Raw genomic sequence first — 23,865 nt, 5'->3', positions numbered from 1 at the left:
CCAACCCACCACCACTGCACTACCCACAGAAGGAAGTTATGAGACGAGCTAAAATCGTCGCGACGCTTGGCCCGGCCACGTCGAGTTACGAAAACATCAGGGCGATCATCGATGCAGGTGTCGACGTCGCACGCATGAACCTCAGCCATGGCTCGTACGCCGTCCACGAAGAGGTCTACGCCAACGTGCGAAAGGCCGCGGAAGATTCCGGGCGTGCCGTTTCCATCATGGTCGACCTCCAGGGCCCCAAGATCCGGCTCGGCAAGTTCGAGGCCGGGCCATACGAGCTCGCCGTCGGCGACATCTTCAAGATCACCACCGACGAGGTTGTTGGCACCAAGGAGCTCTCAGGTACGACCTTCAAGGGTCTGCCAAACGACGTTTCCCCTGGCGATTTCCTCCTCATCGACGATGGCAAGGTCAAGGTCAGGGTCACCGAGATCAACGGTCCGGTTGTCACGACGGAGGTCACAGTCGGCGGATTCGTCTCCAACAACAAGGGAATCAACCTCCCGGGGGTCGCCGTCAACGTTCCAGCGTTGTCTGAGAAGGACGAGGATGACCTCCGCTGGGGCCTCAAGCTCGGCGCGGACCTCATCGCGCTCTCGTTTGTGCGCAACGCCGACGACGTCATTCGCGTTCACGAGATCATGGCGGAGGAGGGGCGCAAGGTCCCGGTCATCGCCAAGATCGAAAAGCCCCAGGCCGTCGATCACCTCGAGGCCATCATCGACGCGTTCGACGCCATCATGGTTGCCCGTGGCGACCTCGGTGTCGAGCTGCCGCTCGAGGCTGTCCCCATCGTGCAGAAGCGCACGATCGAGCTTGCGCGTCGCATGGCCAAGCCGGTCATTGTCGCGACCCAGATGCTCGAATCGATGATCTCGTCACCGGTGCCGACCCGCGCCGAGACCTCCGACGTCGCCAACGCGATCCTCGACGGAGCTGACGCTGTCATGCTCTCCGGCGAGACCAGCGTCGGCGAGTACCCGGTGATCACCGTCCAGACCATGGCTCGCATCGTCGAGTCGACCGAGGAGCACGGCCTCGAACGCATCCCCGAGCTGGGAACGAAGCCACGCACCCAGGGTGGAGCAATCACCCTGGCCGCGGCAGAAGTTGCCGACTTCGTTGACGCCAAGTACCTCTGTGTGTTCACCGAATCGGGCGACTCGGCACGACGGATGTCACGGCTGCGCTTCCGCATCCCGATGAAGGCATTCACACCAGACCCGGCCATCCGTCGCAGGATGTCCCTGATCTGGGGCATCGAGTCGTTCGTTGTCGACCGCGTGACCCACACAGACGCGATGTACAAGCAGGTCGACGAGGTGCTTCTCGCCGAGGGGCTCGCTGAAGTCGGAGACAAGGTCGTGGTGATCTCCGGATCCCCTCCCGGAATCTCCGGTTCGACCAACGACCTCCGCGTTCACATCATCGGAGATGCCGTCAACGCGGCAGCACCGGTGTGGCAGAACACGGAAGAGGCGTAATACCCGCGCCAGCCTGAGCACATCGCCGCAGCTTTGTAAACGGCTATGCCTGAACGCTCTTCCCCGCCGAAAATGAATCACGGTAGGGAAGAGCGTTCTTCGCTGTGCAGGCACGCGTCCCTCACAATCGGAGGGAATCCTCGTGTCAGAAACAGGGTCAACATCCACGCCGAACGCAAGCGGGCCTGACGGAAGAACCATTCAGGACTGGACGGATATGGGCCGCGAAATGTGGTCGTATCTCACCGGCCGCGGAGCAGCCGTCAACTACGAACTCGTCGACATGATCGTCGAGGTGCCTCGCGATATCGGCCCGGACGCGCCCCGCGCGGTCTGGAAGTTCAACGGCACGCTGCGGGTGACCACGAACGACTCAGAGGGCGGCGGAGCCGCCCCGTCCAACGCGAAATGAGGACCGTCGCGCCTGCCCCAGTGCGCCTGGATATCGACCTCAGCTTCTCAGTGGAGGCGGATTCGCACATCATCGCTGGCACCGTGCAGGCGGCAGGAGCGGCCGTCACCGTGTTCGTGGACGACCCTGCGGCGTTCCTCGCCAGCGGTGTGGTCCGCAGGGGCGCGCTTCCACCCATCGTGAACGTTCTCGCCGCTGAGGGCGTTTCCGTGACGGTGAAGGGGCCGAAGGGCGTCATCGCCTCCGTGGGCGCCGTGCCCACCTCCACGCTGTCGAGAATTATCTCTGGCTCGCCACACGTGCGACTGGGCGGAGTATCGGCAATGCTCAATGCGGTGCGGCGATCATCGGGGGCGCCGACGGTGGAGATGCCACCAGCGACGATGTTCCCCCTCGTGCCGACGATGAGTCGCAGAATTCAGCGGCACGCCACCACGACGCACTACCTGCGCGGCAGCGGCCGGCCGCGTCTCATCTTCGTCGTGGGATCCGAAGTGTGGGACGGCAAACCGCCGCGCGAGTTTCTGCTGCCCGAGGGGACCACGACGATCGGCTCTTCCGATTCGGCGGATCTGCAGCTCGAGGGGCTTGAACCCATTCACGCCGAGATTCGGCATGACGAACATGACGACTACGTGTTCCAGTCTCTGGCTGGCGACACCGATGCCATGCCCGTCCTGGTGCAGCCGCGCTCGTCACAACCGTCCGGTCGCATCCTCCGCACCGGCGCCCGAATCGAACTCGGGCCATGGCGGATGGGCTTCTTCCGTGAGGAGTATGCCGACCACGGGCGCCCGTATGGCGGGCGTACCGGGGGAGAGCTCGCGCATCAGAAGCGCCAGCCCGGACCACGAGGTGAGCGCTCGTAGACCCGGTTTCGGTCGAGTCACAGTTGTGCCGGATGCGGGACTTGAACCCGCACGTCCTTACGAACAAAGCATTTTGAGTGCTCCGCGTCTGCCATTCCGCCAATCCGGCGCACAACAACGCTCAAAAGAATACCGTAGGGTGATATCCGTGACTGACCAGAATGCTGCAACCTCAACCCCCCGAAGGGTTGTCGTCGCCGAAGACGAGTCCCTCATCCGCATGGATATCGTCGAGATACTCCGTGACAACGGCTTTGAGGTTGTCGGTGAGGCCGCTGATGGCGAGACCGCCGTCGCTCTCGCGACCGAGCTTCGGCCCGACCTCGTCATCATGGATGTCAAGATGCCGCAACTCGATGGCATCTCGGCGGCAGAGCGCCTCAGCAAGAATCACATCGCGCCAGTCGTGCTGCTGACCGCATTCAGCCAGAAAGAACTTGTCGAGCGTGCCTCCGAGGCTGGCGCTCTCGCCTACGTGGTGAAGCCGTTCACACCGAGCGACCTGTTGCCCGCGATCGAGATCGCGCTGAGCCGGTACACCCAGATCATCACGCTCGAAGCCGAAGTCGCCGACCTCGTCGAACGGTTCGAGACCCGCAAGCTTGTGGATCGCGCCAAGGGGCTCCTGAACGAGAAGATGGGCCTGTCAGAGCCTGACGCGTTCCGTTGGATCCAGAAGGCTTCCATGGATCGTCGCCTCACCATGCACGATGTGGCCCAGGCCATCATCGAGCAGCTCTCCGCGAAGAAGTAGCCGCTCGACGCACGCGAAAGCGATCAGCGATCCTTCAGGAAGTTGGTCATTCGCACGGTCGACAGTCGCCTGCCTTCGTCGTCGGTCATGACGATCTCATGGGTGGCAAGGCTGCGTCCCAACGAGATCGCGGTGCACGTTCCGGTCACCCAGCCGCTCGTGACCGACCGGCTGTGCGTGGCGTTGATCTCTATTCCCACGGCGTAACGGCCCTTGCCTGCGTGAATGGCCGACGACACCGATCCAAGCGACTCGCCGAGCACGACGTGGGCACCACCGTGCAACAGGCCGATCACCTGGGTGTTGCCTTCGACGGGCATCCTCGCCACTGAATATGCCGCGGAAAGTTCGAGGAATTCGATCCCCATATTCACGGCAAGCTCCCCACCCCGGGTGCGTTCGATGATCTCGCGCATCACAGGGTCAAGGTCGTCAGGAAGCGTTGTCATAGGGTCACCCAGTCATGGTCGAGCTGTCGGATGCCGCGGCTAGGCTGGGCACGTGTCGGACAACGAAAAGCCTACCCTTCTGATAATTGACGGTCACTCGCTCGCCTTCCGGGCGTTCTATGCGCTTCCCGTCGACAGCTTCCAGAATCGTGAGGGGCAGCACACCAACGCGATCCACGGTTTCCTGTCGATGCTGATCGTGCTGCTGCAGAACGAGAAACCTACACATTTGGCGGTCGCTTTCGACATCTCCCGATACTCGTTCCGCACCCGGGAATACCCGGAATACAAGGGCACCAGAGGTGAGACGCCGCCCGAGTTCGTCGGCCAGATCCCTCTGCTCGAAGAGGCGCTCAAGGCGATGGGAATCGTGACGATCTCGAAAGAAGACTTCGAGGCCGATGACATTCTCGCGACCCTGGCAACGCAGGGCGCAGCAGAGGGCTACCGGGTGCTCGTGGTGTCCGGCGACCGCGATGCGATTCAGATGGTGAAACCGGATGTCACGCTGCTGTACCCGAACGCTCGTGGGGTGTCAGAGCTCAAGCGGTACGACCGCGATGCCGTCATGGAGCGCTACGGGATCGAGCCGGAGCAATACCCGGATGTCGCGGCCCTCGTGGGTGAAACCTCCGACAACCTGATCGGCATCGACAAGGTCGGCGAGAAGACCGCAGTGAAGTGGATCACGGCATACGGCAGCCTCGATGAGGTGCTGGCGCACGCCGACGAGATCAAGGGGGTGGTCGGCGAGAAGCTGCGGGAGCAGAAAGACCGTGCTGTTCGCAACCGCAAACTCAATCACCTGCTGACCGACGTTGACCTTCCCGTTGGGCCTGCACAGTTGCTGCGGGCCCCCATCAACGTTCCAGCGGTTCGGGAGGTGTTCGACAAGCTCCAGTTCAAGACGCTGCTCGACCGCGTTCTCAAGCTCGCAGGGTCAGATAACGCTGACGGCACGGCGGCCGAGCCGGTCCCGAGCCCTCCGAGTAACTCGATCCCGGTCATCCACACCATGGTTGACGAAGAGTTGGGCAAGTGGATTGCCACGGTTTCTCACGGAGGCACTTTGCCTCTTGGCCTCATGGTCGAGAGCATCAATGGCACGGTGACGGGCTTCGGTCTGGCAGCCAAAACTGAGACCGCGTTCGTGCCATGGGCGGCAGGACGTCCTGACTACGTCGCGCTGGAATCGTGGCTGGCCAGTGACGCCCCCAAACACATGCAGGGAGCGAAGGCGCAGCTCAAGATTCTGCGCGACTCTGGCATCGAATTGAACGGCATCGCGTTCGACACGATGCTGGCCGCGTGGCTGATCAAGCCGGGAATCAAACCAGAGACCCTGCACGCCCAGGTCTACGACTATCTCGGTGAGACGCTCGAGCAGTCAGACCCAAACCAACTCGTGCCTGAGACCGAGGCTGCCAGCCCGGCAACCCAGGCGTGGTACGTGCTGAGGGTGGCCGAATATCTGGCGGGAAAGCTCGAGGCCGGCTCGCGCTCGGTTCTCGACACCATCGAACTTCCGCTCGTGCCGGTGCTGGCGACGATGGAACGCACCGGGATCACTATCAATCGCGGCATCCTCGGCGATCTGTCGACAGAGTTGGGTGCGAAAGCGTCAGAGGCCGCGGCGCAGGCCTACAAGGAAATTGGGCGCGAGATCAACCTCGGCAGCCCCAAGCAGCTTCAGGAGGTGCTGTTCGACCAGCTCGGCATGCCGAAGACCCGCTCGAACAAGACCGGGTTCTCGACGGACGCTGCGAGTCTCGCCGACCTGCAGGAACAGGCGCCGCATCCGTTCCTCGACCTTTTGCTGCAGCACCGCGACGCCACCAAGCTCATGCAAATCATCACCGGCATCGACAAAGCTGTGGATGCCCACAGCCGGGTGCACACCACCTACGAGCAGGCGGGGTCGAGCACCGGCCGCATCGCCTCGAATGACCCGAACCTGCAGAACGTCCCCGTGAAGACGGAGGTAGGTCGACGCATCCGCTCAGCGTTCGAGTCAGGCTCGGAGTTCGAGACGTTGCTCACTGCTGACTACTCCCAGATCGAGATGCGCATCATGGCGCACCTGTCAGGAGATGACGGGCTCATTCTCGCCTTCAACGAAGGCGAAGACCTGCACAGGTTCGTGGGCTCGCGCATCTTCGGTGTGGAGCCTGCGGACGTGACGCCGGTCATGCGCACCAAGGTGAAGGCGATGTCATACGGGCTCGCCTACGGCCTGAGTGCCTTCGGTCTCAGCAAACAGCTTCGCATCGAGACCTCGGAAGCGAAGGCTCTGATGACCGACTATTTCGCGAGGTTCGGAGCCGTTCGCGAGTATCTCCAAAATGTTGTCGAGCAGGCAAGGGCCGATGGCTACACCACCACGCTGTACGGCCGCAGGCGTCCCTTCGGCGACCTGTCGTCATCCAACAGGGTGCTGCGCGAGAATGCGGCCAGGCAGGCGCTCAATTCGCCCATTCAGGGCACTGCCGCAGACATTCTGAAGCTCGCGATGATCCGAATCGACGCCGACATCGCAGAACAAGACTTGAAATCTAGGATGTTGCTGCAGGTACACGACGAGCTGGTGTTCGAGGTCGCTGCGGGAGAACTGGATGTCATCACCGACATCGTGCGCGGCCGCATGGCCGGTGCCGCAGATTTGCGAGTGCCACTGGACGTTCAGATCGGAACCGGCCCCAACTGGGACGCAGCGGCGCATTGACCGGTTAATCGCGACACGCGGGTTGTTTGCATTGACAATCAGACACAAACGGACTTATATGAAGACATAACCACATTTGGGTTTGCCCGATTAATGACAACGGAGTCGACGTGTACGCAACAGAGCGCCATCAGCAGATTTTGGACACAGCACGTGTTCAGGGTCGTGTTGATGTTGCGGGTCTGGCGCGAAATCTCGCCGTCACTCCGGAAACCGTGCGCAGGGACCTCTCAGCACTCGAACGCAGGGGAGTGCTGAGACGGGTGCACGGTGGAGCCATTCCCGTAGAGCGACTTGGCATTGAGCGCGGCATCCCCGATCGTGAGACCCACTCCGCCGGGCAGAAAGAGCGCATCGCCCGCGCAGCTCTCGACGAACTTCCCGACGGCGGTTCGATCATCCTCGATGCAGGCACCACCACTGTGCGGCTTGCCGAACTTCTGCCGGTCGACCGGGAATTTACGGTCGTGACCCATTCGATCCCGGTTGCGAGCATCCTGATCTCCCGGCCCAACATCACTCTTCACCTGCTGGGTGGCGTCGTGCGCGGGCGCACCCTGGCTGCCGTCGGCGACTGGACCCGGGCTCAGATTGCCGACGTCTTCGCTGACGTCGCGTTCATGGGTACCAACGGCCTCAGCGTCGAGCGCGGTCTCACGACCCCCGACCTCGCCGAGGCGAGCATCAAGCGGGCCCTGATTGAAGCCTCCCGACGCACCGTGGTGCTCGCCGACCACACCAAATTTGGCCGGGAAGACTTCGCCCGCGTCGCCCCTCTTGCCGCGATCGACACGATCATCACCGACACCGGCCTCGACGTCGAGCTTTCCGAAGACATCGAGAATGCCGGGCCCAGGGTGGTGATGGTGTGATCATCACCATGACGCTCAACCCGAGCCTCGACCGCACCCTTGTTGTGGATCGCCTCGCTCGTGGCGCGATTCTCCGCACCAGCGAGCCCACCCTCGAGCCCGGTGGCAAGGGTGTCAACGTGACCCGCGCCCTCGCGCTGAACGGCATCCCGAGCATTGCGATCCTCCCGCTTGGCGGCAGGGAGGGAACCGAGCTGCACAGCATGCTCGCTGAAGCCGGGGTCAACACTCGCGCTTTGGCCGTGTCAGGGCGCACACGATCGAACATCACCATTGCTGAACACGATGGCACAGTGACGAAACTCAACGAACCTGGTTCCCAGCTTCACGACCACGAAGTTCGCGCACTCGCAGATCTCGTGGCGAGCAATGTTTCGGCAGGTGACTGGATTGTGATGAGTGGCAGCGTTCCGCCAGGGTTCACCAGCGAACAGATGAAAATGTTCGCCGCTGGTCTCTCCGCCCACGACGTGCACCTTGCCATTGACACCAGCGGAGACGCCCTCATCGCAGGAATCGAAGCACGCCCACGACTCATCAAGCCGAATCGAGCGGAGCTGGCCGAGATTTCCGGTCGCGCACTCGAGTGCCTCTCCGATGTCGTCGACGCGGCTACGGCTGTGCGCGACAGGGGAGTCGAGATGGTGCTCGTCAGCCTCGGCGCCGATGGAGCCGTTCTCGTCGGACCGGATGGCGTCGTCGTCGGAACGTCGCGCGTCGAGCACCCTCGCAGCACGGTTGGGGCCGGAGACAGCTTTCTGGCCGGCTTCCTTTCCAAGTTCTCCGTCGATGAGACGGATGTCGATGCGGCAATGCTCGAGGCGCTCGCCTGGGGTGCGGCTGCAGCGTCGCTGGCTGGCACGTCGGTGCCGGGCCAGTCAGACATCGACTTCACACACGTCCGACTGGTGTGGCAACCAGACCTGGACCGGCCGCTCCTGGCCAGCTAATGCCTAGCAGTACAATTCCCCACCAAGTACGAAGGAGTACCACTAATGTCTGACTTCACACCAGTGGCTGCCGGAACCGGCATCCGCGCAAGAGTCCAGCGAGGCGGAGCATTCCTCGCTGGAATGATCATGCCCAACCTCGGTGCGTTTATCGCCTGGGGCCTCATCACAGCACTGTTCATCCCGAACGGCTGGATCAACGAGATTGCCCGCGCAACGGGCTCAATCGGAGCGGATGAGACGGTCGGGTTCGCCGACCAGGCGCTGACACTCGTCGGGCCGATGATCGTCTGGCTGTTGCCGATTCTGATTGGTTACACCGGCGGTCGCATGGTTCATGGCAACCGTGGTGCCGTCGTTGGCGCCGTGGCGACCATCGGTGTGATCGTGTCGCCACTGGCTCTGCAGCTGGGCGCGACACCTCCCGCCAGCGTCGCAGAACTGGGACCTCAGTTCCTCGGCGCGCTGATCATCGGACCGGTCACGGCTCTGTTGCTCAAGCTGATCGACCGCGCAATCGACGGCAGGCTGAAGGCTGGCTTTGAGATGCTGATCGACAACTTCACCGCGGGTATCACTGGTGGCGTCATGGCGCTTGTTGGTGTCTTCCTGCTCGGACCGGTCGTGTTCTGGATCGCCGACATCTTCGGTGTTTTCGTGAAGGGGCTCGTCAGCGCGAACCTTCTTCCGCTCGTGTCGGTCGTGATCGAGCCTGCGAAGGTGCTCTTCCTCAACAACGCGCTCAACCATGGTGTTCTGACCCCGATCGGCGCCGACCAGGCTGCCGAGGCTGGCAAGTCAATCATGTTCATGCTCGAGTCGAACCCCGGCCCCGGTCTTGGCATCCTGACCGCCATGCTGCTGTTCGGCCCGCGCGCAATCCGCCCCACAGTTCCGGCCGCGATGGTTGTGCACTTCCTGGGTGGAATCCACGAGATCTACTTCCCGTATGTACTCATGAAGCCGATCCTCATCATTGCGGCTATCGCCGGTGGAGCTTCAGGAGTCCTGTGGTTCTCGATCTTCAACCTCGGTCTCGTTGCTCCAGCGTCGCCCGGAAGCATCTTTGCCTGGATAGTCGTGTCGCCACCGAGTGACCTACTGCTCAACATGGTCGGCATTCTGCTCGCAGCTGCGGTTGCGGCCATCGTGGGATCGGTGTTGCTCGGATTCGGGCGCAACGAGGCATCTTCGCTTGACCTCGACGAAGCGAAGGCCCAGAGTGCAGGAAACAAGTACAAGAAGCCGGCTCAGGCTGACGCCTGAGTTCGACCGAAGAAATAACGACACAAGGAGTACAAGATGGCAACCATCGACGGATCCAGCGTCAAGAAGCTGATCGTTGCGTGCGACGCGGGGATGGGGAGCAGCGTAATGCTGGCCTCGACCCTGAAGAAGCAGCTCGCAAAGAGCGGAGTCACGGTCGAGCACTCGCCCGTGGCAAACATTCCAAGCGACGCCGATGTCGTCGTCACCCAGTCGGGACTCGCAGATCGGGCTCGGCACGCCGCGCCCGGCGTTCCGGTCGTGCCGTTCCAGCTCTTCATGGGTGATCCGCAAATCACCAAACTCGTGAAGGCAATCCAAAACGGCGAGACAGTCGAACTCTGATGACTGACGAAACCAAACCGCTCGCCGAGCTGCTTGCGGAGACGTCGATCAACCTCGACGCCTCCGCGAGCAGCAGGGATGACGCGATTCGCCAGGCCGGCGCAGGCCTCCTGGCGGTGGGCGCCATTGACGAGGCCTACATCGATGCCATGATCGATCGCGAGAATTCTGTCTCGACCTTCATGGGAGAGGGAGTCGCGATTCCGCACGGCACGCTTGCCGCCAAGGATTCAGTGAAGTCTGACGCCCTCTCGCTCATCCGGTTCCCGGACGGCATCGATTGGGATGGCAATGACGTGCGACTGGCGTTCGGCATCGCGGCAAAGGGTAACGGGCACATCGCCCTCCTGTCGCAGCTGGCCACCGTGCTGATGGATCCTGACAAAGCCGAAGCCCTGCGTGCAGCGACGACGACCGAGCAGGTCTACGCCCTGCTCGAATCCGAAGACGAGGACGACTAGCAGCCCTGTGAAAGTAGCCAAGTTTTACGCCCCAGGTGACATCCGCCTCGAGGACGTCGACGAACCACGTGTCTCGGCCGGTGAGGTCAAGATCCGCGTGCGCAATTGTTCGACGTGCGGAACGGATGTCAAGATCTCGACGTCTGGCCACCCCAACATGACGCCTCCACAGGTCATGGGTCACGAGATCGCGGGCGAGATCGTGGATGTCGGCGATGGCGTCGATGGCTGGGCCGTGGGCGACCGCGTTCAGGTCATCGCCGCCATCCCCGACGGAACGTGTGAAGACTGTCTCGCCGGGCATCAGACAATTTGCCCGAACCAGCTGTCGATGGGCTACCAGTTTCCCGGCGGTTTCGCCGAATTCATGATCGTTCCGCGCGAGGTCATGCGGGTCAATGGCCTCAACCGGATTCCCGACGGGCTGGGGTTCGCTGAGGCGTCCCTCACCGAACCGCTTGCCTGCGTGCTCAACGGGCAAGAGCTGGCCCGTGTCGGGGCCGGCGACACCGTTGTGGTCGTGGGTTCCGGCCCGATCGGCTGCCTTCACGTTCGACTGGCGCGTTCTCGCGGCGCAAACCGCATCATCCTCATCGATATCAACGCGGCCCGACTCGCCGAAGCGGCCGCCATCGTCGGCCCCGATCTGACGATCGTGTCGAGTGAGACGGACGCCGTCGACGCCGTCATGGCCGCAACCAACGGCCGGGGCGCCGATGTCGTCATCACCGCGGCAGCCTCGGGCTCGGCGCAGGAGCAGGGCCTGAGGATGCTCGCCCGACGCGGGCGCCTGAGTCTGTTCGGAGGCCTTCCGAAAGATCACCCCACCATCACCGTCGACTCAAACCTCGTGCACTATCGAGAACTGACCATCGTCGGCGTCAATGGATCAAGTCCAGCGCACAACAAACAGGCCCTGGAGCTCATCGCCACCGGCGCTGTTCCCGTCAGCGACCTCATCACCCACCGACTTCCCCTTGACAGGCTTCTCGACGCGATCGATATCGTGGCGAGAGGCGAAGCAATCAAAGTAACGATCGAACCGTAGGAGCAGCAATGGCAGAGAAAAAGGTCACAGTAGCGTCGAGTGTCGGGCTGCACGCCCGACCGGCATCGTTGTTCGCGCAGGCGGCGGCCAAGGTGGGCGTCCCGGTCCAGCTGACGTCTGCCGCAGGCAAGAGCGTCAACGCCGCGAGCATCCTCGGCGTTCTTTCGCTGGGCATCGGGCACGGAGAAGAGGTCACCCTCTCGGCAGAGGGTGACGGCGCGGAGGCCGCCCTCGAGACGCTCGGAGAGCTGTTGAACACGGACCTCGACAAGGAGTAGTTCTCCACTCACAGGTGGGGGTCGTGAGTAGGCTCGAATCATGACAGATTCTCCAGCCTCCTCGGGGTCGCAAGCCCCGGAGACACGCACCCCCACCGAGGTCGACGCCATCGCAGAGCGGTGGGTCATCACCCTTGCCGAGCTTGACCCCTCAGTCGCCACCTGGATCGGAATTCCGGGAAGGCTCGACGAGTACGAGGACCTGTCACCCGAAGGCCACGCGAGGTACATTGACGAGGCGAAAGCAGTTCTTGCCGCACTCGAGGCCGCACCCGTTGTCGATGAAGTTGACTGGGTCACCAAGACCGACTTGAGCAGCGACATCGCGCTCGACATCGAGTCGAGCGATGCAGGACTCTGGATGCGCGACGTCAATGTCATCGCGAGCCCGGCCCAAGGCATCCGGGACATCCTTGATCTGATGCCGACAGACTCCGAGCAGAACTGGGTCGACATCGCTGGTCGACTGAAGAACCTGCCAGGAGCGATCGAGGGATACATCGAGACCCTCCGGCTCGGCATCGAGAAGGGCGTCACCCCGGCGAAACGGCAGGTCCGGGAAGTCATCGACCAGGCGCGCAAACATGCGGCCACGGACGGCTTCTTCCACAGCTTCGCCTCCGGCGCGATGCTGGGCGGCTCTGAGGCGTTACCCGATTCTCTTGCTGCAGATCTGGGACACGGGGCCACCGTGTCAGCGGCGGCATACGAGTCGCTCGCTAGCTTTCTCTCAGAAGAACTTTTGCCTGCCGCCCAAGAGCAGGATGGAGTCGGCCGCGAGGTCTACGCCCTCCAGTCCCGGCGATTCCTCGGCGCAACGATCGACCTCGACGAGACGTACGAGTGGGGCATCGAAGAGCTCGCGCGCATGGTCGAGGAGCAGGAGTCGATCGCCCACGAGATCAGGCCGGGCGCTTCGGTGCTCGAGGCCATCGCGATCCTGGACGCAGACGAGTCGCGAAAACTGCACGGCACTCGCGCGCTTCAGGAGTGGATGCAGCAACTCAGCGACAAGGCCGTTGACGAGTTGTCTCGGAGCCACTTCGACATCCCAGAGCCGGTAAAGCGCCTCGAATGCTTGATTGCGCCCACCCAGGAGGGTGGCATCTATTACACGAGCCCCAGCGATGATTTCTCGCGTGCCGGTCGTATGTGGTGGTCAGTGCCCGAGGGCGTAACGGAATTCGATACCTGGCGCGAGACGACAACCGTCTACCACGAGGGAGTTCCTGGCCACCACCTCCAACTTGGCCAGGCCGTCTACAACCGCGCCAAGCTCAACACCTGGCGACGCCAGCTCGCCGGCACCTCCGGCCACGCCGAAGGCTGGGCACTGTACGCCGAGCGGCTGATGCAGGATCTCGGCTACCTCGACGATCCAGGCGACAGGCTCGGGATGCTTGACGGCCAGCGCATGCGTGCGGCCAGGGTCGTTCTCGACATCGGCGTGCACCTCGGCAAGCCCCGACTCGACGGAACCGGGATCTGGGATTGGGACTACGCGCTCGACTTCATGGGCAAGAACGTCAACATGAACGAGCAGTTCGTGCGCTTTGAGGTGAACCGTTACTTCGGCTGGCCGGGCCAGGCGCCCTCTTACAAGGTCGGCCAGCGCATCTGGGAGCAGATCCGCGACCAGTACAAGTCTGACGAGGGCGACGCGTTCAACATCAAGGAATTCCATCGCAAGGCGCTCGACATTGGGGGAGTGGGGCTCGACACCCTGCGTGCTGCACTGCTGAAGCCAGCCCAGACCAGCTAACCTCGCCTGCCGCCATGGCTGATTCATAGGAGTTGGCAAGGTTTCCTTCATCCCCGCCATGCCCGTTCCATAGTGAATGACGGTTCGCTGGGGGCATGAACAAACGCCGCACGATAGTACTTTCCTCGGCGATGGCATTGGTCATTGTTGCCAGCGGGGGCGCGACCTGGGCGCTCGACCGGTTTGTGGTTGAACACGTCGAGATTGCTGACGTTGCCAGCTACGAGGCCGAGTATTCCGGGGTCGACACCCCCGTCATTTCCACGACCGAGGGCAGCTACACCGACTCAACCTACGAGTCCGACCAGTCGAGCGTCTCCGTGTCCACGGTGACCACCGGCAGCGGCGACTCGACGGTGACCTACTACGTCGCTGACGTCACCCTGACGGACGCGACGGTGCTGCGATCAGCCTTCGCGAGCAATCAATTCGGTACCAATATCGTGGAAGACACCTCGACGATCGCGGCAGCGAACGACGCCGTCTTTGCGATCAACGGGGACTATTACGGCTTCCGGGACAGCGGGATCGTTATCCGCAACGGTGTGACGTACCGCGACTCCGGCGCACGTGAAGGACTCGCGTTCTACCGCGACGGAACCGTCGAGGTCTACGACGAAACAGCCACGAACGCGGCCGACCTCGTGTCGGCCGGGGTCTGGAACACACTGTCGTTCGGCCCTGCCATCCTCGAAGACGGCCTGGTAGTGGACGGGATCGAGGACGTCGAGATCGACACCAACATCGGCAACCACAGCATTCAGGGCGCGCAGCCACGAACGGCTGTAGGAGTCATCGACGACAACCATCTCGTGTTCGTAGTGGTTGACGGGCGCAGTCCCGGCTACAGCGCCGGGGTCACCCTGCCCGGGTTGGCCGAGATCTTCACGTCCCTCGGTGCCGTTACCGCTTACAACCTGGATGGTGGCGGGTCATCGACGATGGTCTTCAACGACGCAGTCGTGAACAACCCTCTCGGCGCGGGCGTCGAACGTGCCACCTCCGACATCTTGTACGTGGCGGGTTGAGACGATGATCGTTCTGATCCCGGCTTACGAACCACGCGACACCCTCGTCACCCTCGTGACGGACCTCCTGGCGAAGGATCCCCAGGTCCGCATCCTTATCGTCGACGACGGAAGCTCATCGGTGTACGCCCCGGTGTTCGAGAGAGCGGCGGCCGCCGGCGCCGAGGTCATCGGTTATCGGGGCAATCGCGGCAAGGGCCATGCGCTCAAGTTCGGCTTCGCGTATGTCAGGGAGCTGTACCCGGGCGAGGATGTCGTCAGTGCAGACAGTGACGGGCAGCACCTGCCGACCGACATCCTTCGGATAGCCGAGCGACTTCGCACGGAATCCGACGCGCTTGTGCTCGGCGGTCGGGCCTTCAGCGGCGATGTGCCAGCACGCAGCCGTTTCGGCAACGCGCTGAGCCGCACGCTGTTCCGCATCGCAACGGGCCTTTCGGTGCGCGATACGCAAACCGGTCTGCGCGGATTCCCGTCGGCTCTCCTCGAGTGGCTCGACACCATTCCGGGGGAGCGCTTCGAGTACGAGCTGGCGATGCTCCTGCGCGCACGAGAGTCGGGGGTAAGGATCGTCGAGGTGTCCATCGCGACTGTCTACCTGGACGGCAACTCCTCATCCCACTTCCGACCTGTCGTCGACTCGCTCCGCGTCATGAGGCCACTTGCTCTCTTTGGCCTGTCGTCCCTTGGCTCCTTCGTGCTTGACCTGGTAGCGGTTCAGTTGCTGATCCTGCTCACCGGATCCCTCGTGGCTGCCGTTTTCGGGGCGCGGATGATCAGCGGCACGGCAAACTTCCTCATCAACCGCCACCTCGTGTTCGGCGCGACGGAACCCCGCCCGCGCAGGCAGCTGCTTCGGTACATCATCCTGGCCATCGCGATTGTGGTGGCGAGCTACCTGGGCATCCTTGCGCTCACCGGACTCGGCGTCGCTCTTGTTCCCTCGAAGATCATCGTCGACGTCGTCCTGTACATCGTCAGCTATCAGATGCAGCGACTCGTTATATTCGCCAGCACCAAGCGACCCGCCGCCGGACCGGAGCCACGGGTGGTACTCGAGTCGCAGGCACGCTAAGCTGGAATGTCACATTCGTGGCATCTATCCGCATGCCTCTGGCTACAGAAAAATTGCACAACGTGCCAGCGGCCCAATCATGTCCATACCGGAGCAACTACTACATGACAATCGTAACGACCGACAAGGCACCCAAGCAGGTCGCCATCAATGACATCGGATCTGCTGAAGACTTTCTCGCCGCGGTCGAAAAGACACTGAAGTTTTTCAACGACGGAGACCTCATCGAGGGCACCGTCGTCAAAATCGATCGTGACGAGGTCCTCCTCGACGTCGGTTACAAGACCGAGGGCGTTATTCCCTCCCGCGAACTCTCCATCAAACATGATGTAGACCCGACAGAGGTCGTCCAGGTTGGCGACACCGTCGAGGCACTCGTTCTCCAGAAGGAGGACAAAGAGGGCCGTCTCATCCTGTCCAAGAAGCGCGCACAGTACGAGCGCGCATGGGGCGATGTTGAGAAGATCAAGGAAGCCGATGGCGTCGTGACCGGTTCGGTCATCGAGGTCGTCAAGGGTGGACTTATCGTCGACATCGGACTCCGTGGATTCCTGCCGGCATCGCTCATCGAGCTGCGCCGCGTTCGCGACCTCACGCCGTACCTCGGCCAGGAGATCGAGGCCAAGATCCTCGAGCTCGACAAGAACCGCAACAACGTTGTGCTTTCGCGTCGCGCCCTCCTTGAGCAGACCCAGAGCGAAAGCCGCACGACCTTCCTCAACAACCTCGCCAAGGGCCAGGTTCGCAAGGGTGTCGTCTCCTCGATCGTCAACTTCGGCGCATTCGTCGACCTCGGCGGTGTGGACGGACTCGTTCACGTTTCCGAGCTGTCGTGGAAGCACATCGAGCACGCCTCAGAGGTTGTCGAGGTTGGCCAGGAGGTCACCGTCGAGATCCTCGAGGTCGACCTCGAGCGCGAGCGCGTTTCACTGTCGCTCAAGGCAACGCAGGAAGACCCGTGGCAGGTATTCGCCCGCACGCACGCAATCGGCCAGGTTGCACCCGGAAAGGTCACCAAGCTCGTTCCCTTCGGCGCGTTCGTTCGCGTTGCAGAGGGCATCGAGGGCCTCGTGCACATCTCCGAGCTGTCGGGCAAGCACGTTGAGCTCGCTGAGCAGGTTGTCTCTGTCAACGACGAGGTCTTCGTCAAGGTCATCGACATCGACCTCGAGCGTCGCCGCATCTCGCTCTCGCTGAAGCAGGCGAACGATGGCGTCGACCCCGAAGGAACCGAGTTCGACCCGGCACTCTACGGAATGCTCACCGAGTACGACGACCAGGGCAACTACAAGTACCCGGACGGATTCGACCCGGAGACGAACGAGTGGAAAGAGGGCTTCGAGACCCAGCGCGAGAAGTGGGAGCAGGATTACGCTGCAGCCCAGGAGCGTTGGGAACAGCACAAGAAGCAGGTCGCAGCGGCCGCACTCCAGGAGGACATGCCTGTCACGGGCGTTCCCGCCGGAGCATCATCGTTCGGCAGCGACGAGACGCCTACGGGCGCCGGCACGCTCGCAGACGACGAGGCGCTTGCAGCTCTTCGCGAGAAGCTGAGCAACAACTCCTAATCGAGTAGGCCCCACAGGGCACAGCACGAATGGCCGGTCTCCTCGGAGGCCGGCCATTCGTCGTTCCCGGCCAGCCCGCGCGGCTGACCTCGTGTCGGGTTAGACGCGCAGCGCGCGCTGCTCTGCCCGGCGCCGACGGGATCTCCGCAGCAGCACCACGAACCCCATGACCAGCCCTCCGAGAGCCACGATAACGAGCACGGGCAACAGCAACGCCAGAACGCTCAGGATGATGCTGCTGAAGTCTTCCAGCGTGCTCACCACGGGAGCCGCGACGCCAGCGGTTGCCGCATTCAGCGCCGGGCGCGACGCCGTCTTGATGACATGCGTAATGAGGGCAAGCAGTATCCCGACGACGATGGGAACCCAACCGTTCGAACTGAAAAACGCCGCAGGGTCTTCCACGATTGCCGTTTCGGAGGTCGAGCCCGTTCCAAAAGCGATGCCGCCCGCGGCCGGCCGCACGATCGTCTGGATCCAGTCGTTCACAGAATCGACGACGGGAATCTTGTCGGCGGCGACCTCGATGACCAGCAGCACACCGAGGATGATCAGCACCCAGTCGTTGGCCAGCCATGCCCAGGCCGCTGGCAGCTCCACGAAGTCGAGAAAGCGACCGGCGAGGCCAAGAACGAGCAGCGGGATGTACGCATTGAGTCCGGCCGCCACGGCCAATCCGGTTCCCGTCAGGATCTCGAACATCAGCGTCTTCCTTCCATAATCTGACGTTACCAGCCGTGCGCCGCTAACATGGGCGCGTGTATTTGATTGGGCTGACCGGCGGAATTGCGTCCGGAAAATCTGTCGTGGCGCGTCGACTTGCCGAGCACGGCGCGATCGTCGTGGATGCCGATCAGGTGGCCCGTGATGTGGTCGAGCCGGGCACGCCAGCGCTGGTGGCAATCGCCGCTCAATTCGGCAATGAGGTCATCCACAACGACGGAACTCTCGACCGTGCCGCCCTCGGTTCGATCATCTTCAGCGATCCAGCGCAACGCAAAGTTCTCAACGAAATCACCCATCCCGCGGTGCTCGAGGCCTCTCACGCTCTCTTTGCCGCGGCCGAGGCCGCAGACCCTCGTGCTGTCGTGGTCTATGACGTTCCGCTGCTTGCCGAGGGAACACGGGTCGACGAGTTCGACCTCGTTGTCGTTGTTCACGCCTCGGCCGAGACTCGCATCGCGCGGATGGTGGAGCTGCGCGGGCTCAGTCGGGAAGACGCCGAGAGGCGGATCGGATCCCAGGCCTCCGATGCAGAGCGGTTGGCCATCGCCGACGTGATCATCGGCAGTGATGGCACCCTCGACGAGACTCTGGCACAAGCCGACGATCTGTGGCTTCGCGTTGTGGAGTCCGCCCTGAGCAAACACCGGCGGTGATGTCGGTGGGGGTGCCTAAGCTTGAAACATGGAACCCACACGCTCGGTGCGACCCTTCGAGGTCGTCAGTGAGTACATTCCGAGCGGCGATCAGCCCCAGGCGATCGCCGAACTCGCGCAACGCATCAATGCGGGTGAAACCGACGTGGTATTGCTCGGGGCTACGGGCACCGGCAAGTCGGCGACAACCGCCTGGCTGATCGAGCAGGTTCAGCGGCCCACACTGGTGCTGTCGCACAACAAAACCCTCGCGGCGCAGCTCGCCAATGAGTTCCGCGACCTCATGCCCAATAATGCTGTCGAGTACTTCGTGTCCTACTACGACTACTACCAGCCAGAGGCCTACATCCCACAGACCGATACGTTCATCGAGAAAGACTCCTCGATCAACGCCGAGGTAGAGCGCCTTAGACATTCGACGACGAACTCACTGCTCAGTCGCCGTGACGTCGTCGTCGTGTCGACGGTGTCGTGCATCTACGGCCTCGGTGCCGCTGAGTCATACCTTGAGGCGATGGTCGCGCTTCAGGTGGGGCAGCAGATCGACCGCGAGACCCTCATCCGACGCTTCGTGTCGATGCAGTACCAGCGCAATGACTATGACTTCTCCCGCGGCACCTTCAGGGTGCGTGGTGACACCATCGAGATCATCCCGGTGTACGAAGAGCTGGCGATCCGCATCGAGATGTTCGGCAACGAGATCGAGGCGATCTTCGCGCTCCATCCATTGACGGGCGAAGTCGTGAAGACCATGGATGCGGTGTCCGTCTTCCCCGGAACCCACTACGCCGCCAGCCCAGCCACGATCCAGCGCGCCATCGTCACGATTCAGGACGAACTCGCCGAGCGCCTTCAGGAGTTCGAACGTCAGGGCAAGCTCCTGGAGGCCCAGCGGCTTCGCATGCGCACCACCTTTGACATCGAAATGATGGAGCAGATCGGTTTCTGCAACGGAATCGAGAACTATTCGCGCCATATGGACGGTCGACAGCCTGGCGAGGCGCCTCACTGTCTGCTCGACTATTTCGCTGAGGACTTCCTCGTCGTTATCGACGAGTCCCACGTTACGGTCCCGCAAATCGGCGCCATGTACGAGGGCGACGCCTCGCGCAAACGCACCCTTGTGGAGCACGGCTTCAGGCTGCCGAGCGCCATGGACAACCGTCCGCTCAAGTGGGAAGAATTCCTGGGGCGCGTCGGGCAGAAGGTCTATCTGTCAGCTACACCCGGCAAGTACGAACTCGGCATCACCGATTCTGTGGTCGAACAGGTCATCAGGCCCACGGGACTTGTCGATCCGCAAATCCTCGTGAAACCGTCCAAGGGCCAGATAGACGACCTGCTCGAGGAGATCCGCATCAGGGTCGATAAGAACGAGCGTGTTCTGGTCACGACGCTGACAAAGAAGATGGCGGAGGAGCTCACCGAATTCCTGGGGGAGCATGGCGTGCGGGTTCGCTACCTCCATTCGGATGTCGACACCCTGCGCAGGGTCGAGTTGCTCACCGAGCTGAGACAGGGTGTCTACGACGTCCTCGTCGGCATCAACCTGCTGCGCGAGGGTCTCGACCTGCCCGAGGTCTCTCTCGTTGCCATTCTCGACGCCGACAAAGAGGGTTTCCTGCGATCGGGCACCTCCCTCATCCAGACAATCGGTCGAGCAGCGCGAAACGTCTCCGGCGAGGTCCACATGTACGCGGACCGCATGACCGATTCGATGGCGAAAGCCATCGATGAGACCACTCGCCGTCGCGACAAGCAGATTGCCTACAACCTCGAGCGCGGCATCGATCCTCAGCCGCTTCGCAAGAAGATCGCCGACATCACCGATCAGATCATGCGCGAGGCAGGCGATACCGCCGCCGTGCTCGCCGGAAAATCGGATGCGAGTCGCAAACGCGCTCCCACGCCGAATCTCAAGCGAGAGGGCCTCGCCGCTGCGGGCGGCAATGACCTCGAGAAGATCATCTTCGAACTCAACGAGCAGATGCTTCAGGCAGCCGGCGAACTCAAGTTCGAGCTCGCGGGCCGCCTGCGAGACGAAGTCCAGGATCTTAAGCGGGAACTGCGCCAGATGGAGCAGGCCGGTCATCTCCAGTAAGAAGACGCCCATGAACCTCCCGCCAAGATCAACCGTGCACCGCCCACCGTCCAGCTTCAATGTCGGTGGCATCCGTAGGATATAGAGAGTGTCAATTACTGAAATCGAAGAGCTGGACGAGAGCGCAATGCTCGATGCAATCGACGCAAAAGGCGCACCACATGGCCTGCTGAGTGTTCGTGGAGCCCGCGTCCACAATTTGCGTAACGTCGACCTCGAAATCCCTCGCGATTCACTCGTCGTCTTCACGGGGTTGTCCGGGTCCGGCAAATCGAGCCTGGCCTTCGACACCATCTTTGCCGAGGGGCAGCGCCGCTACGTCGAGTCCCTCTCCGCCTACGCCCGGCAGTTCCTGGGCCAGGTCGACCGCCCGGACGTCGACTTCATCGAAGGGCTGAGCCCCGCGGTATCCATCGATCAGAAGTCGACGAACCGCAACCCCAGGTCGACCGTGGGAACGATCACCGAGATCTACGACTACATGCGCCTGCTGTGGGCAAGGATCGGTGTGCCGCACTGCCCGGAATGCGGCGAACTCATCTCGCGACAAAGTGTGCAGCAGATCGCCGATCAGCTCATGACACTCGAAACCGGCACGCGCTATCAGCTGGTGAGCCCCGTCATCACCCAGAAGAAGGGTGAATTCGTCGATCTCTTCAGCGAGCTCGCCTCGAGCGGCTATTCACGGGCCCTTGTCGACGGTGAGCAGATCCAGCTGAGCGATCCGCCGAAGCTGAAGAAGCAGTACAAGCACGACATTTCGGTAGTGGTTGACCGCCTCGTCGCCGGCGACGACATCCTCACCCGGCTGACTGATTCACTCGAGACCGCGCTGCGTCTCACCGACGGCATCGTGTCCGTCAACTATGTGGATCTTGAGGGGGATGCCGCATGGCGCACCTATTCCGAGAAACTGTCCTGCCCCAACAATCACGCACTCCAGTTGACCGAAATCGAGCCGCGCACCTTCTCGTTCAACGCACCGTTCGGCGCGTGCCCGGAGTGCTCCGGGCTCGGCACCCGGATGTCTGTCGATGCTGATCTGCTGATCGCAGGCGACAGTGTGAGTCTCGCCGACGGTGCGATCCTGCCGTGGACGAGCGCGGGCAAGGGCCTGTTCAACTACTTCGAGAAGCTGCTCGTTGGGCTGTCCCAGGATCTGGACTTCTCGCTGAAGACGCCGTGGGGGGAGTTGTCTGCCGACGTGCAGGAAGCGATTTTACGCGGCAACAACTTCCAGGTGACCGTGAAGTGGAAGAACCGCTTCGGTCGCGAGATGAAGTACTCGACCGGCTTCGAAGGCGTCATCCCCTACATGGAGCGCAAATACATCGAGGCCGAGACAGACTCGCAGCGCCAGCGTGTGGCCGACTATCTCCGAGAAATTCCGTGCCCGGTGTGCGATGGCAAGCGGCTCAAACCCGAGGTACTGGCCGTCACTGTCGAGGGCGCGAGCATCTCCGACGTTTGTGAGCTGAGCCTGCTCGACTCCTACGAGTTCATGCAGAACCTGGTGCTGTCGACCCGCGATGCGAAGATTGCAGCCCAGGTGCTTCGTGAGATCCGCCTCAGGCTCGAGTTCCTGATTGAGGTCGGTTTGAGCTACCTCAACCTGATGCGCGCGGCCGCAACCCTCAGCGGCGGTGAAGCACAGCGCATTCGTCTTGCGACACAGATCGGCTCGGGGCTGACCGGCGTGCTCTACGTTCTGGATGAGCCCAGCATCGGTCTGCACCAGCGCGACAACCGTCGTCTGATCGAAACTCTCGTCAAGCTCAAGAATCTCGGCAACACCCTGATCGTCGTTGAGCACGACGAAGACACCATCAGAACTGCCGACTGGATCGTTGACATCGGCCCAGGGGCGGGCGAACACGGCGGCATGGTCGTGCACTCGGGTTCATACGAGGGACTTCTGGCGAATCCCGAATCCATCACGGGTGACTACCTTGCCGGGCGTAGAAAGATCGAGACGCCGAAGAAGCGCAGGAAAATCGACAAGTCCCGTCAGGTCATTGTCGAGGGCGCGAAGGCCAACAACCTCAGGAATGTCACAGTGGGATTCCCGCTGGGCGTTTTCACGGCGGTGACCGGCGTCAGCGGGTCGGGCAAGTCCAGCCTGGTCAACGACATCCTGTACAAGGTGCTCGCCAACCAGCTCAACGGAGCACGCCAGGTTGCCGGAAAACACACCAGGGTCACCGGCCTCGACAACCTCGATAAGGTCGTGCACGTCGACCAGGCACCCATCGGTCGCACCCCGCGGTCGAACCCGGCAACGTACACCGGCGTGTTCGACAAGATCCGCACCCTGTTCTCCGAAACCGCAGACGCGAAGGCTCGCGGGTACCTGCCCGGCCGATTCAGCTTCAACGTCAAGGGCGGTCGCTGCGAGAACTGCTCCGGTGACGGAACCATCAAGATTGAAATGAACTTCCTGCCAGACGTGTACGTGGCGTGCGAGGTGTGCGGGGGAGCCCGGTACAACCGCGAGACCCTCGCGGTGAAGTACAAGAGCAAAAACATCGCCGAAGTGCTCGACATGCCCATCAGCGAAGCCGCAGAGTTCTTCGAGGCCATCTCGTCGATCCACCGGTACCTCAGGACGCTCGAAGAGGTCGGGCTCGGTTATGTCCGACTCGGCCAAAGCGCGACCACTCTGTCTGGTGGCGAGGCACAACGTGTGAAGCTCGCGACAGAACTGCAGCGACGGTCGATGGGCCGCAGCATTTACGTTCTCGATGAACCCACCACGGGTCTCCATTTCGAGGATGTGCGCAAACTGCTCATGGTGCTGAACGGTCTGGTCGATAAGGGCAACACCGTCATCGTGATTGAGCACAACCTCGATGTCATCAAGTCGGCCGACTGGCTGATCGATCTCGGCCCCGAGGGCGGCGCCGGAGGTGGCGAGGTGCTGTCGATCGGCACACCCGAGCAATTGGCGAAGGTGGAGGGCAGCCACACCGGCATGTTCCTCAAAGAAACGCTGGAAGGAAGTCGTGCTTAGCCCGCACGCGGCCTGAGCACGCT

Annotated in this window: 21 protein-coding genes and 1 tRNA gene; 19 read left to right on the top strand and 3 right to left on the bottom strand. The window is 62.2% G+C overall.

From position 1 onward, the window contains the following. Positions 1 to 38: 38 nt before the first annotated feature. The 3 genes from pyk (at position 39) to QMG83_RS07950 (ending at position 2,774) form a co-directional block, all read left to right on the top strand. Positions 39 to 1,493 carry a pyruvate kinase gene (pyk, locus tag QMG83_RS07960; protein WP_283504841.1) on the top strand — a complete coding sequence of 485 codons (1,455 nt, stop codon included), beginning with the start codon at positions 39 to 41 and terminating at the stop codon, positions 1,491 to 1,493. Between the two features lie 142 nt (positions 1,494 to 1,635). Then, complete coding sequence (locus QMG83_RS07955) at positions 1,636 to 1,905, top strand: hypothetical protein (RefSeq protein WP_502949015.1); 270 nt, start codon at positions 1,636 to 1,638, stop codon at positions 1,903 to 1,905. Between the two features lie 20 nt (positions 1,906 to 1,925). Further along, positions 1,926 to 2,774, top strand: a complete 849-nt coding sequence (locus QMG83_RS07950) for an FHA domain-containing protein (RefSeq protein ID WP_283504840.1) — start codon at positions 1,926 to 1,928, stop codon at positions 2,772 to 2,774. A gap of 26 nt (positions 2,775 to 2,800) precedes the next feature. Here the strand turns inward: QMG83_RS07950 and QMG83_RS07945 are convergent. Next, positions 2,801 to 2,883 (bottom strand) — tRNA-Leu (locus QMG83_RS07945). Between the two features lie 39 nt (positions 2,884 to 2,922). Between QMG83_RS07945 and QMG83_RS07940 the strand changes: the two genes are divergently transcribed. Next, positions 2,923 to 3,528 carry an ANTAR domain-containing response regulator gene (locus QMG83_RS07940; protein WP_283504839.1) on the top strand — a complete coding sequence of 202 codons (606 nt, stop codon included), beginning with the start codon at positions 2,923 to 2,925 and terminating at the stop codon, positions 3,526 to 3,528. A 23-nt stretch (positions 3,529 to 3,551) separates the two neighbouring features. Here QMG83_RS07940 and QMG83_RS07935 read toward each other — a convergent pair whose 3' ends face one another. Further along, positions 3,552 to 3,944, bottom strand: coding sequence for a PaaI family thioesterase (locus QMG83_RS07935; protein ID WP_502949028.1), 393 nt, complete (start codon positions 3,942 to 3,944; stop codon positions 3,552 to 3,554). 85 nt (positions 3,945 to 4,029) lie between these two features. Here QMG83_RS07935 and polA point away from each other — a divergent pair, with 85 nt between their 5' ends. The 12 genes from polA to rpsA all read left to right on the top strand — a co-directional run bounded on the left by polA (position 4,030) and on the right by rpsA (position 17,352). Further along, on the top strand, positions 4,030 to 6,699 hold the full coding sequence (polA, locus tag QMG83_RS07930) for a DNA polymerase I (protein ID WP_283504837.1): 2,670 nt from the start codon (positions 4,030 to 4,032) through the stop codon (positions 6,697 to 6,699). A 110-nt stretch (positions 6,700 to 6,809) separates the two neighbouring features. Further along, positions 6,810 to 7,571 carry a DeoR/GlpR family DNA-binding transcription regulator gene (locus tag QMG83_RS07925; protein WP_283504836.1) on the top strand — a complete coding sequence of 254 codons (762 nt, stop codon included), beginning with the start codon at positions 6,810 to 6,812 and terminating at the stop codon, positions 7,569 to 7,571. Further along, entirely contained in the window at positions 7,568 to 8,521 is a 954-nt protein-coding gene (gene pfkB, locus QMG83_RS07920) for a 1-phosphofructokinase (RefSeq protein WP_283504835.1), read from the top strand. Before QMG83_RS07925 ends, pfkB begins: the two co-directional genes overlap by 4 nt. Before the next feature lie 45 nt (positions 8,522 to 8,566). Beyond that, positions 8,567 to 9,787, top strand: a complete 1,221-nt coding sequence (locus QMG83_RS07915; RefSeq protein WP_283504834.1) for a PTS transporter subunit EIIC — start codon at positions 8,567 to 8,569, stop codon at positions 9,785 to 9,787. Positions 9,788 to 9,823: 36 nt separating this feature from the next. Next, a complete protein-coding gene (locus tag QMG83_RS07910) occupies positions 9,824 to 10,132 on the top strand; it encodes a PTS sugar transporter subunit IIBC family protein (protein ID WP_283504833.1) in 309 nt (102 codons plus the stop codon). Further along, the gene (locus QMG83_RS07905) at positions 10,132 to 10,593 is read left to right on the top strand and encodes a PTS mannitol transporter subunit IIA (RefSeq protein ID WP_283504832.1); all 462 of its coding nucleotides are present in this window, start codon (positions 10,132 to 10,134) and stop codon (positions 10,591 to 10,593) included. The genes QMG83_RS07910 and QMG83_RS07905 overlap by 1 nt, the downstream gene beginning before the upstream one ends. A 7-nt stretch (positions 10,594 to 10,600) precedes the next feature. Continuing rightward, positions 10,601 to 11,641, top strand: a complete 1,041-nt coding sequence (locus QMG83_RS07900) for a zinc-dependent dehydrogenase (RefSeq protein ID WP_283504831.1) — start codon at positions 10,601 to 10,603, stop codon at positions 11,639 to 11,641. Between the two features lie 8 nt (positions 11,642 to 11,649). After that, positions 11,650 to 11,919, top strand: a complete 270-nt coding sequence (locus QMG83_RS07895) for an HPr family phosphocarrier protein (RefSeq protein WP_283504830.1) — start codon at positions 11,650 to 11,652, stop codon at positions 11,917 to 11,919. Between the two features lie 40 nt (positions 11,920 to 11,959). Continuing rightward, a complete protein-coding gene (locus QMG83_RS07890) occupies positions 11,960 to 13,681 on the top strand; it encodes a DUF885 domain-containing protein (RefSeq protein WP_283504829.1) in 1,722 nt (573 codons plus the stop codon). Positions 13,682 to 13,776: 95 nt separating this feature from the next. Beyond that, entirely contained in the window at positions 13,777 to 14,709 is a 933-nt protein-coding gene (locus QMG83_RS07885; protein WP_283504828.1) for a phosphodiester glycosidase family protein, read from the top strand. A 4-nt stretch (positions 14,710 to 14,713) separates the two neighbouring features. Further along, positions 14,714 to 15,784, top strand: a complete 1,071-nt coding sequence (locus QMG83_RS07880) for a bifunctional glycosyltransferase family 2/GtrA family protein (protein ID WP_283504827.1) — start codon at positions 14,714 to 14,716, stop codon at positions 15,782 to 15,784. 104 nt (positions 15,785 to 15,888) lie between these two features. Beyond that, positions 15,889 to 17,352 carry a 30S ribosomal protein S1 gene (rpsA, locus tag QMG83_RS07875; protein ID WP_283504826.1) on the top strand — a complete coding sequence of 488 codons (1,464 nt, stop codon included), beginning with the start codon at positions 15,889 to 15,891 and terminating at the stop codon, positions 17,350 to 17,352. A gap of 99 nt (positions 17,353 to 17,451) precedes the next feature. Here the strand turns inward: rpsA and QMG83_RS07870 are convergent, their stop codons facing one another. Continuing rightward, positions 17,452 to 18,054 (bottom strand): DUF4126 domain-containing protein, encoded by a 603-nt coding sequence (locus QMG83_RS07870; protein WP_283504825.1) that lies wholly within the window; start codon positions 18,052 to 18,054, stop codon positions 17,452 to 17,454. Between the two features lie 56 nt (positions 18,055 to 18,110). On the opposite strand from QMG83_RS07870, the gene coaE reads away from it, so the two are divergent. The 3 genes from coaE (at position 18,111) to uvrA (ending at position 23,842) form a co-directional block, all read left to right on the top strand. Then, positions 18,111 to 18,731, top strand: a complete 621-nt coding sequence (gene coaE, locus QMG83_RS07865; protein ID WP_283504824.1) for a dephospho-CoA kinase — start codon at positions 18,111 to 18,113, stop codon at positions 18,729 to 18,731. Positions 18,732 to 18,759: 28 nt separating this feature from the next. Then, positions 18,760 to 20,832 carry an excinuclease ABC subunit UvrB gene (gene uvrB / locus QMG83_RS07860; protein WP_283504823.1) on the top strand — a complete coding sequence of 691 codons (2,073 nt, stop codon included), beginning with the start codon at positions 18,760 to 18,762 and terminating at the stop codon, positions 20,830 to 20,832. Between the two features lie 127 nt (positions 20,833 to 20,959). Further along, positions 20,960 to 23,842, top strand: a complete 2,883-nt coding sequence (gene uvrA, locus QMG83_RS07855; protein WP_283505533.1) for an excinuclease ABC subunit UvrA — start codon at positions 20,960 to 20,962, stop codon at positions 23,840 to 23,842. The last annotated feature ends 23 nt before the right edge of the window (positions 23,843 to 23,865 follow it).

The sequence above is a fragment of the Salinibacterium sp. G-O1 genome (assembly GCF_030063305.1).
Taxonomy (GTDB): domain Bacteria; phylum Actinomycetota; class Actinomycetes; order Actinomycetales; family Microbacteriaceae; genus Rhodoglobus.
Note: the sequence above shows the minus strand (reverse complement) of the source record. Positions and strands in the feature narration are given on the sequence as shown.

Bases quoted from the DNA above. Each gene is read 5' to 3' on its own strand.
- rpsA (WP_283504826.1), top strand. From the start codon at position 15,889: ATGACAATCGTAACGACCGACAAGGCACCCAAGCAGGTCGCCATCAAT.
- uvrA (WP_283505533.1), top strand. From the start codon at position 20,960: ATGCTCGATGCAATCGACGCAAAAGGCGCACCACATGGCCTGCTGAGT.
- pyk (WP_283504841.1), top strand. From the start codon at position 39: ATGAGACGAGCTAAAATCGTCGCGACGCTTGGCCCGGCCACGTCGAGT.
- QMG83_RS07935 (WP_502949028.1), bottom strand. From the start codon at position 3,944: ATGCGCGAGATCATCGAACGCACCCGGGGTGGGGAGCTTGCCGTGAAT.
- QMG83_RS07905 (WP_283504832.1), top strand. From the start codon at position 10,132: ATGACTGACGAAACCAAACCGCTCGCCGAGCTGCTTGCGGAGACGTCG.
- QMG83_RS07910 (WP_283504833.1), top strand. From the start codon at position 9,824: ATGGCAACCATCGACGGATCCAGCGTCAAGAAGCTGATCGTTGCGTGC.
- QMG83_RS07895 (WP_283504830.1), top strand. From the start codon at position 11,650: ATGGCAGAGAAAAAGGTCACAGTAGCGTCGAGTGTCGGGCTGCACGCC.
- QMG83_RS07915 (WP_283504834.1), top strand. From the start codon at position 8,567: ATGTCTGACTTCACACCAGTGGCTGCCGGAACCGGCATCCGCGCAAGA.
- QMG83_RS07885 (WP_283504828.1), top strand. From the start codon at position 13,777: ATGAACAAACGCCGCACGATAGTACTTTCCTCGGCGATGGCATTGGTC.
- uvrB (WP_283504823.1), top strand. From the start codon at position 18,760: ATGGAACCCACACGCTCGGTGCGACCCTTCGAGGTCGTCAGTGAGTAC.
- QMG83_RS07870 (WP_283504825.1), bottom strand. From the start codon at position 18,054: ATGTTCGAGATCCTGACGGGAACCGGATTGGCCGTGGCGGCCGGACTC.
- QMG83_RS07880 (WP_283504827.1), top strand. From the start codon at position 14,714: ATGATCGTTCTGATCCCGGCTTACGAACCACGCGACACCCTCGTCACC.
- QMG83_RS07890 (WP_283504829.1), top strand. From the start codon at position 11,960: ATGACAGATTCTCCAGCCTCCTCGGGGTCGCAAGCCCCGGAGACACGC.